Source organism: Micromonospora sp. NPDC004540, assembly GCF_040610095.1.
In the GTDB taxonomy this organism is placed as follows: Bacteria; Actinomycetota; Actinomycetes; order Mycobacteriales; family Micromonosporaceae; genus Micromonospora.
This window is the reverse complement of record NZ_JBEXLR010000014.1, coordinates 84966-96778: the sequence shown is the minus strand read 5'-3', so window position 1 is coordinate 96778 and position 11813 is coordinate 84966. Positions and strand designations below refer to the sequence as shown.

Annotated in this window: 13 protein-coding genes and 1 pseudogene; 3 read left to right on the top strand and 11 right to left on the bottom strand. The window is 74.2% G+C overall.

From position 1 onward, the window contains the following. The 11 genes and pseudogenes from ABZV78_RS07730 to ABZV78_RS07680 all read right to left on the bottom strand — a co-directional run. A partial coding sequence (locus ABZV78_RS07730) for a gas vesicle protein GvpG (protein WP_355636334.1) occupies positions 1-300 on the bottom strand: 300 nt, incomplete at its 3' end. 3 nt (positions 301-303) lie between these two features. Continuing rightward, positions 304-1059, bottom strand: coding sequence for a GvpL/GvpF family gas vesicle protein (locus ABZV78_RS07725; RefSeq protein WP_355636332.1), 756 nt, complete (start codon positions 1057-1059; stop codon positions 304-306). Positions 1060-1267: 208 nt separating this feature from the next. Next, positions 1268-1489: pseudogene (gene gvpJ / locus ABZV78_RS07720) on the bottom strand (gas vesicle protein GvpJ); the annotation flags it as partial. After that, positions 1486-2712 carry an SRPBCC family protein gene (locus ABZV78_RS07715; RefSeq protein WP_355636338.1) on the bottom strand — a complete coding sequence of 409 codons (1227 nt, stop codon included), beginning with the start codon at positions 2710-2712 and terminating at the stop codon, positions 1486-1488. The gene ABZV78_RS07715 and the pseudogene gvpJ, both read right to left, overlap by 4 nt. A gap of 2 nt (positions 2713-2714) precedes the next feature. Beyond that, positions 2715-3185 (bottom strand): hypothetical protein, encoded by a 471-nt coding sequence (locus ABZV78_RS07710; protein ID WP_355636330.1) that lies wholly within the window; start codon positions 3183-3185, stop codon positions 2715-2717. 290 nt (positions 3186-3475) lie between these two features. Beyond that, complete coding sequence (locus ABZV78_RS07705) at positions 3476-3985, bottom strand: GNAT family N-acetyltransferase (RefSeq protein ID WP_355636328.1); 510 nt, start codon at positions 3983-3985, stop codon at positions 3476-3478. A gap of 151 nt (positions 3986-4136) precedes the next feature. Continuing rightward, positions 4137-5039: a hypothetical protein gene (locus tag ABZV78_RS07700; protein ID WP_355636326.1), complete on the bottom strand. Its 903-nt coding sequence runs from the start codon at positions 5037-5039 to the stop codon at positions 4137-4139. 91 nt (positions 5040-5130) lie between these two features. Then, the gene (locus ABZV78_RS07695) at positions 5131-5541 is read right to left on the bottom strand and encodes a DUF3263 domain-containing protein (RefSeq protein ID WP_355636324.1); all 411 of its coding nucleotides are present in this window, start codon (positions 5539-5541) and stop codon (positions 5131-5133) included. A gap of 133 nt (positions 5542-5674) precedes the next feature. Further along, positions 5675-6691: an ABC transporter permease subunit gene (locus ABZV78_RS07690; protein ID WP_355636322.1), complete on the bottom strand. Its 1017-nt coding sequence runs from the start codon at positions 6689-6691 to the stop codon at positions 5675-5677. Continuing rightward, complete coding sequence (locus tag ABZV78_RS07685; RefSeq protein ID WP_355636320.1) at positions 6688-7695, bottom strand: ATP-binding cassette domain-containing protein; 1008 nt, start codon at positions 7693-7695, stop codon at positions 6688-6690. Before ABZV78_RS07685 ends, ABZV78_RS07690 begins: the two co-directional genes overlap by 4 nt. 143 nt (positions 7696-7838) lie before the next feature. Next, positions 7839-8624, bottom strand: coding sequence for a DeoR/GlpR family DNA-binding transcription regulator (locus tag ABZV78_RS07680; protein ID WP_091267291.1), 786 nt, complete (start codon positions 8622-8624; stop codon positions 7839-7841). Between the two features lie 198 nt (positions 8625-8822). On the opposite strand from ABZV78_RS07680, the gene ABZV78_RS07675 reads away from it, so the two are divergent. From ABZV78_RS07675 to nagA, 3 genes are read left to right on the top strand one after another with little or no spacing between them, the layout of a single operon-like run. Then, the gene (locus ABZV78_RS07675; protein WP_355636318.1) at positions 8823-9752 is read left to right on the top strand and encodes a sugar isomerase; all 930 of its coding nucleotides are present in this window, start codon (positions 8823-8825) and stop codon (positions 9750-9752) included. Continuing rightward, positions 9749-10681 (top strand): ROK family protein, encoded by a 933-nt coding sequence (locus ABZV78_RS07670; RefSeq protein WP_355636316.1) that lies wholly within the window; start codon positions 9749-9751, stop codon positions 10679-10681. The genes ABZV78_RS07675 and ABZV78_RS07670 overlap by 4 nt, the downstream gene beginning before the upstream one ends. Beyond that, positions 10678-11787: an N-acetylglucosamine-6-phosphate deacetylase gene (nagA, locus tag ABZV78_RS07665; RefSeq protein ID WP_355636314.1), complete on the top strand. Its 1110-nt coding sequence runs from the start codon at positions 10678-10680 to the stop codon at positions 11785-11787. The genes ABZV78_RS07670 and nagA overlap by 4 nt, the downstream gene beginning before the upstream one ends. Positions 11788-11813 lie beyond the last annotated feature (26 nt).

The window sequence follows — 11813 nt, the reverse complement described above, 5'->3', positions numbered from 1 at the left end:
GGCGGCAGCGAGCCGTTCCCGGTGCCGGCGCTGGCCGGCCTGACCTACGACCCGGGTGCCCGGGGCGGCACCACCACCATCGAGGTGGACCAGCATCAGCACCGCCTGCTGCCCCCGGTCCCGCTCCTCCGGCGTGATCTCTCCGGCCGCCGCCGCCCGGTCCAGCTCCTCCAGCTCGCGCCGGATGTTGACCGGGTTGTACTGCTGGGACTCCGCCTCCCGCGCCACCACCTTGACCAGCGCGGTGAGCCCCCGCACCGGCGCGTACGGCAGGGTCAGCAGCGTCCACAGGATGTCCACGCCTCACCCCACCAGCCGGTGCGCGCTGACGAAGTCGTACGGGGCGAGCGGGCCGATCAGCCGCATCCGGATGACGTCCCGCCGCCGCTCGGCGAAGTCCTCCACCGCCTGGATGAACTCGTCCTCCTCGTCGCCCACGACCAGGAAGGAGACGCGCACCGCGTCCAGTTCGTGGCTGGGCGGGAGGGCCGCGTCCGCCACCGCGTACCGGCCCACCGCGTCGATCAGGTCGCGGTTCTCCGCCTCCCGGCGCAGCTCGACCGCCTGGCTGATCATCTCGCCGAGCCGGATCCGCTGCTCCCGGCTCTCCACCTCCGGGCGGCCACGCACCTCGTCGGCGAGGGCCGCGGCGGCGCGGTTCTCCGCCAGGAACCCGGCGATGAACTCCTGCTCGTCGAAGCGCCCGTGCACGGTGTACTGGAGCCGGTCCTCGAGCTCGTCGAGGGCGGCGGCGAACCGGTCGTGGTGCGCGGCGAGCAGGTCCTCGACCGCGTCCGCGCCGGTCACCACGGTGCCGAACCGGATCGGCAGGACCGGTGCGACCACCGCCGTCCCGTCCAGCAGCCGCTCGTACGCGGTGAGGTCGGCCGGCCGGCCCAGCGGCTCCTCCAGCCCGACCTCGCTGACCAGCGCGGCCAGCTCGCCGTGCCGGATCGCAGTCACCTCGCCGGGTGGGGAGCCGACCCCTTCGGCCTCGGGGGTCGGCTCCACGTCGGACGGCACGATGCCGTACAGGAACAGTCCGTTCTCCTGGGCCATCTCAGAGCTCCCTGTCCCGCCGCCGGCGCGGCCGCTCCCGCTCCTGCTCGGAGCCGCGGTCGCGGAGCGAGTCCGCCACGGCCCCGGTGATCTCCTGTGCGGCCTTGCCGAGCCCGGAGACCGCCTTGCCCTTGGTGGCCGCGCCAGCCGCGTCACCGACCAGGTCCGGCAGGCCCTTCGTGTCCTTCGGCACGATGCTCAGCCGGTCGACCGCCTCGGCGAACCGCAGGTACGTCTCGACGCTGGCGATCACGATCCGCGCATTGATCTCCAGGAGCTGGATGCCGACCACGGCGACCGAGACCTGGGCGTCGATCACCACGCCCTTGTCCAGCACGGTCTCCACGACGTCGGCGAGGGTGCCCCCACCGCCGCCGCTGGTGCGCTCCAGGGCGCTGCCCGGTTGACCTGTCGTGGTGGCCACGGTCATTCCTCACGCTCCTCCCGCCGGCGGCGGACCACCGGCCGTCGTGGTGTCTCGGTAGCCCGGCGGGGCGGGCGCGGGCGCTCGGGGCGCGCCTCCCGCTCCTCGCGGGGCTGCGGGCGGCGGGCCCGCTCGGGCGCGCGGCGGCGCGGCGCCTCCTCCTCGGGCTCCTCGGCGTACTCGTCGTCGTCGAAGTCGTCGCCCTCGTCGTAGTCCGCGTACTCCTCCTCCTCGGGGGCGGGACGGCGACGCGGCGGCGGCGGCCGGCGACGGCCGCGACCGGCGGGCCGGCGCTCCTCCTCCGGCTCCTCCTCGGGCTCCTCCTCCGGCTCTTCCTCGCGCTCCCCGGCGCGGCCCCGCTGCTCCTCGCGGGCCTTCTGCTCCTCGCGGGACTCCTGCTCCTCGCGGAGGGCGGTCTCGTGGTCCTTGACCACCTGGGAGTCCTCGATCTCGCCGCGCCAGCCCTCGACCGAGTCCGGGTCGAGCACGGTCTGGGTCATCACGTGCCGGACGAAGTGCTTCAGCTCCAGCCGGACCCGGCGGCCCTGGGCACGCCACAGGTTGCCGGTGTGCTCGAAGAGGCCCTGCGGGTGGTACTCCAGCACGACCAGGATCTTCGTCAGCTCGGGGCCGACCTCGTGGAAGCTGACCGTGCCGTCGACGGAGCCCTTCTCGCCCTTGGACCGCCAGTGGATGAGCCGGTCCGGGATCTGCCGGACGATGGTCGACTCCCAGCTCCGGTGCGACCAGAAGACCTGCGCCTTCCAGGTCATCTTCTCGTCCGACTCGCAGTCCGCCTGCTCGACCTTCTTCATGAAGCTCGGGAAGTCGCCGAACTGGGTCCACTGGTTGTACGCGACCCGGACCGGCACGCCGACCTCGATCGTCTCGACGATGTTGGTGACCTTGAGCTTCTTGCCGCCGCCCTTGCCGCCCTTGCCGCCGCCACCGCCGAACGCCGACATCAACTTCTCCTTACCGCCGGCCAGGCCGGCATGGAACATCGCCTTCATCGGGGACTGGCCCTCGGCGAGCTTCTGCGCTCCGGTGGCGGCGGCGATCAGGCCGGGGCCGCCGCCCTGCTTGGCGTACTCGCTGAGCCGTCCGGTGGCGCCGGTGAGCCGCTCGGTGACCACGTGCACGGCCCGCTCGCCGATGGCCGCGGCGAGGTTGCGCAGCTCGCCGCCGAGCTGGTCGCGGGCCCGGTCCGTGAGGTTGCTGGTCGCCATGGTCACCGCCCCCGCTTCCGTCGCGTGACGACCGGGCGCTCGCCCCGGTCCTCCTCGTCCCCCGCCGCCGGCTGCTCGTCGAGCTCCTGCTCCTCGTCGGCGGCGGAGCGCTCCTCGTCGACCGGCTCCTCGTCCGGCCGGCCGCCGCCGGACTGGCCGCCGCCGCTCTTCCGGCGCAACGCGTCGGCGCTGCCGCGCAGCTTGCCGCTGAGCGCGTCGATGCCACTGCCCGCGGCGGCGGTCGCCGCGGCCTTGCCGGCCGTGGCCAGCGGCCCGCTCAGCTTGCCGAGGCCGCCCAGCTGGGGGTTCACGTTCAACAGGTCCGTACCGAGCTGCTTCAGCCCGCCCGGGCGCTGGCTCGCACGCCCGGCGGCCACGGCGGCCGCCAGGGTGAGGGCCGTACGCATCTTCTTCCGGCGCCCGAGGAGGTAGCCGAAGCCCACCGCCAGCGCCACCCGTGCTCCGCTCTTCATCAGTTCTCCTTCGCTCCCCGGCGGAAGCGGACACCTCGTCTGGAGCAGGCCCGGAAAGACAGCTACCGGGGATCAGCGGAAAGGGGCCTGCGACCGACGTTCCGTATCAGCGGACCCGGCGGGCAGTACCCGTCACCCCATCTGCAAAACATTTCAGCAAAGCTGCGGAGACGCGCCTCACGGCAGAATTGGATACCCGGCGGAGACCCGGGTCAGAACTCGCAAAACGGTCAGACAGCCCGAGGGGAGCAGGGAGAAGCCAAATCACTTGCCCGAGGGCAACAAGCAATTCAGTGCGTCGGAAGAGCCGAATCCAGACACATTTTCGCGCGCAGCTTTCCGTCTTTCTCCCGCAATTCCGCGCCGCATTTACGAAGAACCGAGACAGCGCCCTGGTTGTCCGGTGTCGTCTCGGCCACGACGGTGCGCATGCCGGCCGCCGCGGCGGCGTGCAGCAGCTCCCGCAGAGCCGCCGCGCCGAGCCCCTGGCCGCGCGCCGAGCGGCCGAGCCACATCCCGGTCTCCACCGTTGCCGGCTCGTCGCAGCGGGTCATCCGGACCATGCCGACCACCTCGCCGCCGGCCACGATCGCGTACATCAGGGTGCGGGTGGGGCCGTCCAGCCCGCCGAAGCTCGCCCGGTGGAACTCGCGGAAGGCCTCCCGGCGGGCCAGCGACCAACCGGCCGGGGCCTGCACCGGGGGCATGACATCCTCCGGCTCCGCCTCGGCAGCCGCTACGGAGAGCAACGGCTCCAGGTTGCGCTCGTCCACCGGCTCCAGTCGTACGGCACCCGTCACGAGCCGCAGTCTGCCGGTCGTACCGGCCCAAGTCCACCCCTTTGGGCGCGGACTGCCGGTCCGGCGGAGGGGGTCGGCCGGTCGTACCCCCGGGGTGTTCCGCCTCACGCTCCGTTGTCAGCCGACCGGCCCGTTCTGGGGGTGAGGGTGCTCACTCCGCCGGGGTGAACTCGCAGAGGACCGCCGAGGCGTCGTCCGTGCGCTTGCGCCGGCGCAACCGGTCCGGGTGGTCCCGCTCGGCCGCCCGGACCCGGTCGATCAGCCCCTCCGGGCCCTCGGCCGCCGTCACGTCGAGCAGGCCGGCCCAGTCGAAGAGGCCGAACTGGTCGACCGCGCAGGATGCGCCGTCGCTGAGCAGCGCGGCCCGCCGCAACGCCCCCGGCCCGCGCAGCGGCAGCGTCCCGGTCACCGCGTGGTACGCCGCGTCCGGGTCGGTGGCGGCCGCCCAGTAGCCGTGGGTCCGGTTCATCCGGGTCCGCTGCACCGTGACCGCCCGGCGGAAGCGGGTGGCCGGGTCGGCGTCCCCGTCCGGCAGCGCGGCGGCGGTGCGGCGCAGGTCCGCCAGCGCCGCGTCCAGCCGGTCGTCGGAGACCACGTCGACCCGGTCCCCGGTGTCGAGCACCAGCGGGCTGTCGCAGAGCACCAGGTAGTCCACCTGGTCGCCGCCCTCCCGGAGGAGGCAGACCGTGGAGGACGGGGTGCCGGGGTGGTCCAGGTCGCACTCGTCGCCATGGTCCGCCCGCACCGCCAGGATCGCCGCCGCCAGGCTGCTCATCAGCGTCGCCGCCGGACGGGCCGCGACGGCCAGGCCGATCCGGGCGGCCAGGTGCCGGACGTACCACGCCGGCCCGTGCACGCAGCCGGTGTCGAAGCCCTCGGGCACGGTCGCCCCATCGAGGACGCCGACCAGCGGGCCGAACCGGAAGACCACGTCCTCGTTCTCCAACCGCCCCGGAGCCGGATCGGAGGCGGAACGGACCCGCATCATCGGCGCCGTACCGACCGGCCGAGCCAGCTGGCTGCCGATCGGGTACCGGCGGTCTGGTGCCCCCATCCGTCTGCTCCCTCCGTCGCCGTCCGCCGCCTACCCGGAGCGCCGGAGCCCATGCCGGGACGGGCGGACTCGCGGAAAGCGCGTGGCGTGGTCAGCGCCGCCAGTTCCGGGCGCGGGACGAGCGCAGCCGGCGCAGCCGGCCGACCAGCACCGGCTCGGCGGCGAGCGCGGCCGGCCGGTCGAGCAGCGCGTTGAGCAGCTGGTAGTAGCGGGTCGCGGAGAGCCCGAAGGTGTCCCGGATGGCCTGTTCCTTGGCGCCCGCGTGCTTCCACCACTGCTGCTCGAAGGCGAGGATCCGCTGCTCCCGCTCGGTCAGCCCGTCGGTGCCCTCGGACGGCTCCGGAGCCGCCATCGCCGGCCCGTCGTCGGGCGGCGTGGCCTCGACCGCGGGGGCGGAGCGGGGTGGCGGGACGGTGACGCGGGACTCTCCGCGCGCGACGTCGGCGGTCCCGGAGGGCTCGGGCCGGTCGGTGGCGGCCCGCTCCGTGGCGTCGGCGGGCATGGCGCTCCTCACGAGGACGGGCGACCGGCGCGACGACGCCGGCCGGGGGGACCCCAGCGTAACCAGGCTCCGCCCAGCCCGCATCGGACGCGAGGTCCGCGCCGCCGGCTCAGGCCGGCGGCGCGGACGGCGGTCAGGAGATGTCCCGCCGGCGCATCGACCAGAACGCGCCGACCAGCGCCGCGGCGGCACCCACCCCGAGCACCAGCGCCGACTGCTGCCAGGTGACCACGAGCTTGGCCGGCTCGCACGCGCCCTTGGCGAACTGGCAGGTGTCGTAGTCGAAGAGCTCCACCTGCTTCATGAACCACGACTGGGCGTAGGTGGAGAGGACGTACCGGTCGCCGAACGGGACGGAGAGCACGCTCACCGCGATCCGGATGCCGATCTCGCTGATCGCGAAGACCGCCACGGCCGCACCGAGCGCCATCGCGGTGTGCCGGCCCAGCGAGGCGAGCGCGAAGGCGACCGCGCCGACGAGCAGGATGAGCCCGACCGCCCGCAGCCCGTCGAGGCCGATCGAGCGCCACACCCCGGCGGTCACCTTGGCGGTGGTCCCCCGGTAGCGGCCGATGAGCCAGAAGGCCAGCGTCCAGAAGGCGCCGAGCGCCAGGCTCACCCCGAGCACCGTGGTGAGCAGCGCGGCCAGCTTTGTGCCCAGCACGGCGAGCCGTTTCGGCCGCCAGAGCAGCAGGTTCATCATCCCGCCGGTGCTCCACTCGGCACCCACGTACGAGGCGCCGACGATGAACGCGAAGAGCGCCAGCGCCCCGGCGAAGACCGCGATGAACATGGGGAACTCGGCCCGGAAGTCGAACTGGTAGGGCAGGTTCCACTTCGGATCGAACATCTCCGGCTGCGGCTGCCAGTCCCGGCCGCAGTTCGGGCCGTACCGGTCCTCGGTGTTCTGGTCGCCGCGGGCCTTGGCGGCGTCGCAGTCGGCGACGGTCTTCTTCCAGTCCTCCAGCGCGCGCTGGTACTGGGCGTCGGACTCGACCTGGGCGGCCGCCACCACCTCCTTGGAGAGCTGGTGGCTGGAGAAGCTGAACGCGGTGGCCACCGTGGCCAGCCCGAGCACCAGCAGGACCAGCAGCCATCGGGTGACCCGGCGCTTGGTGAGCCGGCGCAGTTCGGTGACGTACAGGCTCACGCGCCCCAACCTCCTCCGGTGACGCCGGGGCCCGGCTCACCGACCTTCGTGGACTGGTCGACCTGCCGGTGCTGGCCGGGGACCGGCGCGGTGGCGGTCAGTTCGAGGAAGACACTCTCCAGGTCGACCGCGACGGGGGTCAGCTCGCTGACGTAGAGGCCCTGCTCGGCGAGGACGCGGCTCACCGCGGCCGGCTTGTCGACGCCGGACAGCATCAGGTGGTCGGGCTCGGCGGCGACCCGGATCCCGGCCCGGGTCAGCGTCTCGGCGGCCTGCGGCAGGTCGGTGACCGCCTCCAGGCGGACCCGCACGGCGCCCTGCGAGTGTGCGGCGAGCACCTCGTCGACCGGCCCGAACGCGACCCGCCGGCCCAGCGAGATGATGGTGACCGAGTCGCAGATGAGCTGGATCTCGCCGAGGATGTGGCTGGAGAGCACCACGGTCATCCCGGCGGCGGCGAGGTCCCGCATGAGGCTGCGCATCTCCCGGATGCCGCCCGGGTCGAGACCGTTGGCCGGCTCGTCCAGGATCAGCAGCTTCGGGTTCTTCAGCAGCGCGGAGGCGACCGCGAGCCGCTGCTTCATGCCGAGCGAGTAGGTCTTCACCCGCTCCCCGGCCCGGTCGCGCAGCCCGACCAGCTCCAACACCTCGTCGACCCGCTGCCGAGGCAGCTCGCCGGCCTGGGCGAGCAGCCCGAGGGTGTCCCGGGCGGAGAAGTGCGGGAAGAACTGCGGGCTCTCCACGATGGCCCCGACCTGACCGGCGACCGCGGGCAGCGCCTGCGGCAGCTCCTGGCCGAGGATGGCCATCCGGCCCCCGTTGGGCCGGATCAGCCCGAGCAGCGTCCGCAGGGTGGTGGTCTTGCCCGAGCCGTTCGGGCCGAGGAAGCCGTGCACCTGGCCGGCCTCGACCCGCATGTCGAAGCCGTCGAGCGCGTGGCGGACCCCGCGTTTCCGGCTCCGGTACGTCTTGCGGAGACCCTCGATCTCCAGGACAGCCGACAAGCTGACCTCCCCCGATAAGTAGGTGACAGCTCGACACCATACGCGGTATGCAGGCGGAGACAATACCCGGTATGCATCGGGGTTTTCCCGGATTCGGAATCAGACGCGCCGGCGAGCAGCGTCCGGCGCAGAGGAGGGCGGCGTCAGGCGCAGACGACGTGCACGCCCGCGTCGCGGAACGCCTGCACCACGGCGGGGGACGCGCCGGAGTCGGTCACCAGCGTCTCCACCCGGTCCACCGGGCAGATCCGGGCGAAGGCGTGTCCGCCCAGCTTGGACGAGTCGGCGATGACCACGACCCGCTTGGCCCGGGCCACCATGAGGCTGTTCATGGCCGCCTCGCCCTCGTGGTGGGCGGCGGCGCCGAGCTGCGGGTCGATGGCGTCCACGCCGAGCAGGGCCACGTCCAGCGTCACCTCGCGCAGCAGCGCCCCGCCCAGCGGGCCGACCAGCTCGAACGACTTGGGCCGGACCACGCCGCCGGCCACCACCACCTTCATCCGCGAGCGCACCAACAGCTCGTTTGCGATGTTCAGGGCGTTGGTGACCACGGTGAGCTGGGCGCCCTCGGCGCTGGTGTTCAGGTCGGGGCGGACGGCCAGCGCCCGGGCCACCTCGGTGCTGGTGGTGCCCCCGTTCAGGCCGACCACGGTGCCCGGGGAGACCAGTGCGGCGGCGGCCGCGCCGATCCGCTGCTTCTCGGCCGAGTGCTTGGCCGTCTTGTAGCGCAGCGGCAGGTCGTAGGAAACGCCGTTGGCGACCGCGCCGCCCCGGGTCCGCGTGATCATCTGCTGCTGGGCGAGCTGGTCGAAGTCACGCCGGATGGTGGCCTGGGAGACGTCCAGGCGCTCGGCCGCCTCCTCGACGCTGACCCGGCCGCTGTCGGTCAGCATCTCGAGCAGCGCGTTCCATCGGGCGTAGCGGTCCACGCGGGGCCTCCACTGACTCTGCACGAACGGTGATTGATTGCGTGCACAGTAGTGCGCGAAACTGGCGAGACGCAAAACCCTGTCCTGCGCGATCTGGGAGCCGGTTGCCACGGCCACCCCGAATCGCGCAGAATGACGCGCGAAAAGCGGCCGTATCGCGCCGTATTGCGCAGGGTCGACCCTTGGCGAGGAGTTGTCATGGCGTACGTGCACGCGGAGATCGCGAGCCAGCCCGACTGCTGGCGGGAGGCGGCCCGGCTCGCCCCGACCGTCGCCGACCGCCTGCCGCGCCCCGGCGAACGGGTCGCCGTCGTCGGGTGCGGGACGTCGTGGTTCATGGCGGCGGCGTACGCCGGGCTGCGCGAGCGCGCCGGCCAGGGCGAGACCGACGCCTTCCAGGCCAGCGAGTTCCCCGCCGGCCGCCGCTACGACCGGCTCATCGCGATCACCCGCTCCGGCACCACCACCGAGGTGCTGGACCTGCTCGCCGCGCTGCGCGGCCAGGTCCCCACCACGGCGCTGGTCGGCGACCCGGCCTCGCCGGCCGTCGAGCTGGCCGACGCTGCGGTGCCCCTGCCCTTCGCCGACGAGCGCTCGGTGGTGCAGACCCGCTTCGCCACCACCGCGCTCGCGCTGCTCCGCGCCCACCTCGGCGAGGACCTGGGCCGGCTGGCCGCCGACGCCGAGGTCGCCGTCCGGGCCCCGCTGCCGATCGACCCGGCCACCATCGAGCAGGTCACCTTCCTCGGCCGCGGCTGGACCGTCGGGCTGGCCCAGGAGGCCGCGCTGAAGTGCCGCGAGGCGGCCACCTTCTGGGCCGAGGCGTACCCGGCCATGGACTACCGGCACGGCCCCATCTCGATCGCCGCGCCCGGTCGGCTGGTCTGGGCGTTCGGCGGGATCCCGGAGGGGCTGCCGGAGGACGTGGCCGCCACCGGCGCCGCCTTCGTGCACAGCCGCACGCACGGCTGCCACACGGTGCTCACGAGCTGGGCGGCCGGCCGCAACCCGGTCGACCCGATGGCCGACCTCATCCTCGCCCAGCGCTTCGCCGTCGCGCTGGCCACCAGCCGCGGTCTCGACCCCGACGCGCCCCGGCACCTGACCCGCTCCGTGGTGCTCGCATGACCCCAGGCGGCGAGGTCGTCGTCGCGCTGGACGTGGGCGGCACCGGGATGAAGTGCGCCCTGGTCCGCCCGGACGGCGCCACCGTGCACGCCGAGCGGCACGCCACCGACGCGGCGCGCGGCCCGGAAGCGGTGGTCGGCACGATCCTCGACGTGGCCGAGGGGCTGGCCGGCAAGGCCCGCGCCGACGGCCTCACCCCGGTGGCCTGCGGCATCGCCGTGCCCGGGGTGGTCGACGAGGCCCGCGGCGTCGCCGTCTGGTCGGCGAACGTGGGCTTCCGGGACGTACCCCTGCGGGAGCTGGCCCGGGCGCGGCTCGGCCTGCCCACGGCGCTCGGCCACGACGTGCGGGTGGGCGGCCTGGCCGAGGCCCGGCTCGGCGCCGGGCGGGACGCCGGCCACGTGCTCTTCGTCGCGATCGGCACCGGCATCGCCGCTGCCCACGTGGTCGACGGGTCGGCCGCCGTCGGCGCGCACGGCGCCGCCGGGGAGATCGGCCACATCCTGGTACGCCCCGACGGCCCGCGCTGCGGCTGCGGCCGCGCCGGCTGCCTGGAGACGGTCGCCTCGGCCTCGGCCATCGGCCGCCGGTACGCGGAACTGTCCGGCGCCCCGGCGACCGCCGCCGAGGTGGCCGACCGGGCCGCGGCCGGTGAGCCGCTGGCCGGCCGGGTCTGGCGGGAGGCGGTCGAGGCGCTCGCCGACGGTCTGGCCACCGGGCAGGCGCTCTTCGACGTGGCGACCATCGTGATCGGTGGCGGGCTGGCCCAGGCCGGCCCGCGGCTGTTCGACCCGCTGCGCACGGCGCTGCGCGAGCGCCTGACCTTCCACCGGGAGCCGCGCCTGGTCGCCGCGGCCCTCGGCGACGAGGCCGGCTGCCTCGGCGCCGCCCTGCTGGCCCTGGACACCCTGGCGAAGGAGAGCCGATGACCCTGCGCGTGACCGGCAAGGTGGTGACCCCGGCCGGCGTGATCCGGCAGGGTTGCATCGAGATCGTGGGCGACCGGATCCGGGCCGTCGCCGAGTATCCGACGGTGCGCGACGGGCACTGGATCGTGCCGGGCTTCGTGGACATGCACACCCACGGCGGGGGCGGGCACACCTTCACCACCGGCGACGCGGAGTCGGCCCGGCAGGCCGCCGACTTCCACCTCGGGCACGGCACCACCACGCTGCTGGCCAGCCTGGTCAGCTCGCCGTTCGCGCTGATGCGCGAGGCCACTGCGGCCTACCGGCCGCTGGTCGAGTCCGGTGTGCTGGCCGGCGTCCACTTCGAGGGGCCCTACCTTTCGGCGGCCCGGTGCGGCGCGCAGAACCCGGAGTTCCTCCGCGATCCGTCGACCGAGGAGCTGGCCGAGCTGATCGAGCTGGGCGGGGGCGCGGTCCGGATGGTCACCCTGGCCCCCGAGCGGGACGGCGCGCTGGAGGCGATCAAGCTGCTGGTCGGGCGGGGCGTGGTGGCGGCGGTCGGGCACACCGACGCCACCTGGGCGCAGACCCGGGCGGCCGTGGCGGCCGGTGCCAGCGTCGGCACCCACCTGTTCAACGGGATGCGCCCGGTGCACCACCGCGAGCCGGGGCCGGTGGTGGCCCTGCTGGACGCCCCGAACGTGGTCTGCGAGCTGGTCGCCGACGGGGTGCACCTGCACGACGGCATGCTCGGCTTCGCCACCTCGGTGGCCGGCCCGGAGCGGGCCGCCCTGATCACCGACGCGATGGCCGCCGCCGGCATGCCCGACGGCGAGTACGAGCTGGGCGGCCAGGCCGTCACGGTGGCCGACGGGGTGGCCCGGCTCAGCCGGGACGGCGCGATCGCCGGCAGCACGCTGACCATGGACGCCGCGCTGCGGCACGCCGTCGACGCGGGGATCGCCCTGTCGGACGCCTGCCGGATGGTCGCCACCACCCCGGCCCGGGCCATCGGCCTGGGCGACCGGGTCGGCGCGCTCCAGACCGGCCTCCGGGCCGACCTGGTCGTGCTCGACGACGACCTCAACGTGGTCCGGGTGATGCGCGCCGGCGCCTGGGTGGAGTGACGCCGCCGGCGCCCAGCCGCGAGATC

Coding starts and splice junctions, on each gene's coding strand:
- ABZV78_RS07725 (WP_355636332.1), bottom strand. CDS start 1,059: ATGGCCCAGGAGAACGGACTGTTCCTGTACGGCATCGTGCCGTCCGAC.
- ABZV78_RS07715 (WP_355636338.1), bottom strand. CDS start 2,712: ATGGCGACCAGCAACCTCACGGACCGGGCCCGCGACCAGCTCGGCGGC.
- ABZV78_RS07710 (WP_355636330.1), bottom strand. CDS start 3,185: ATGAAGAGCGGAGCACGGGTGGCGCTGGCGGTGGGCTTCGGCTACCTC.
- ABZV78_RS07700 (WP_355636326.1), bottom strand. CDS start 5,039: ATGGGGGCACCAGACCGCCGGTACCCGATCGGCAGCCAGCTGGCTCGG.
- ABZV78_RS07695 (WP_355636324.1), bottom strand. CDS start 5,541: ATGCCCGCCGACGCCACGGAGCGGGCCGCCACCGACCGGCCCGAGCCC.
- ABZV78_RS07675 (WP_355636318.1), top strand. CDS start 8,823: ATGGCGTACGTGCACGCGGAGATCGCGAGCCAGCCCGACTGCTGGCGG.
- ABZV78_RS07670 (WP_355636316.1), top strand. CDS start 9,749: ATGACCCCAGGCGGCGAGGTCGTCGTCGCGCTGGACGTGGGCGGCACC.
- nagA (WP_355636314.1), top strand. CDS start 10,678: ATGACCCTGCGCGTGACCGGCAAGGTGGTGACCCCGGCCGGCGTGATC.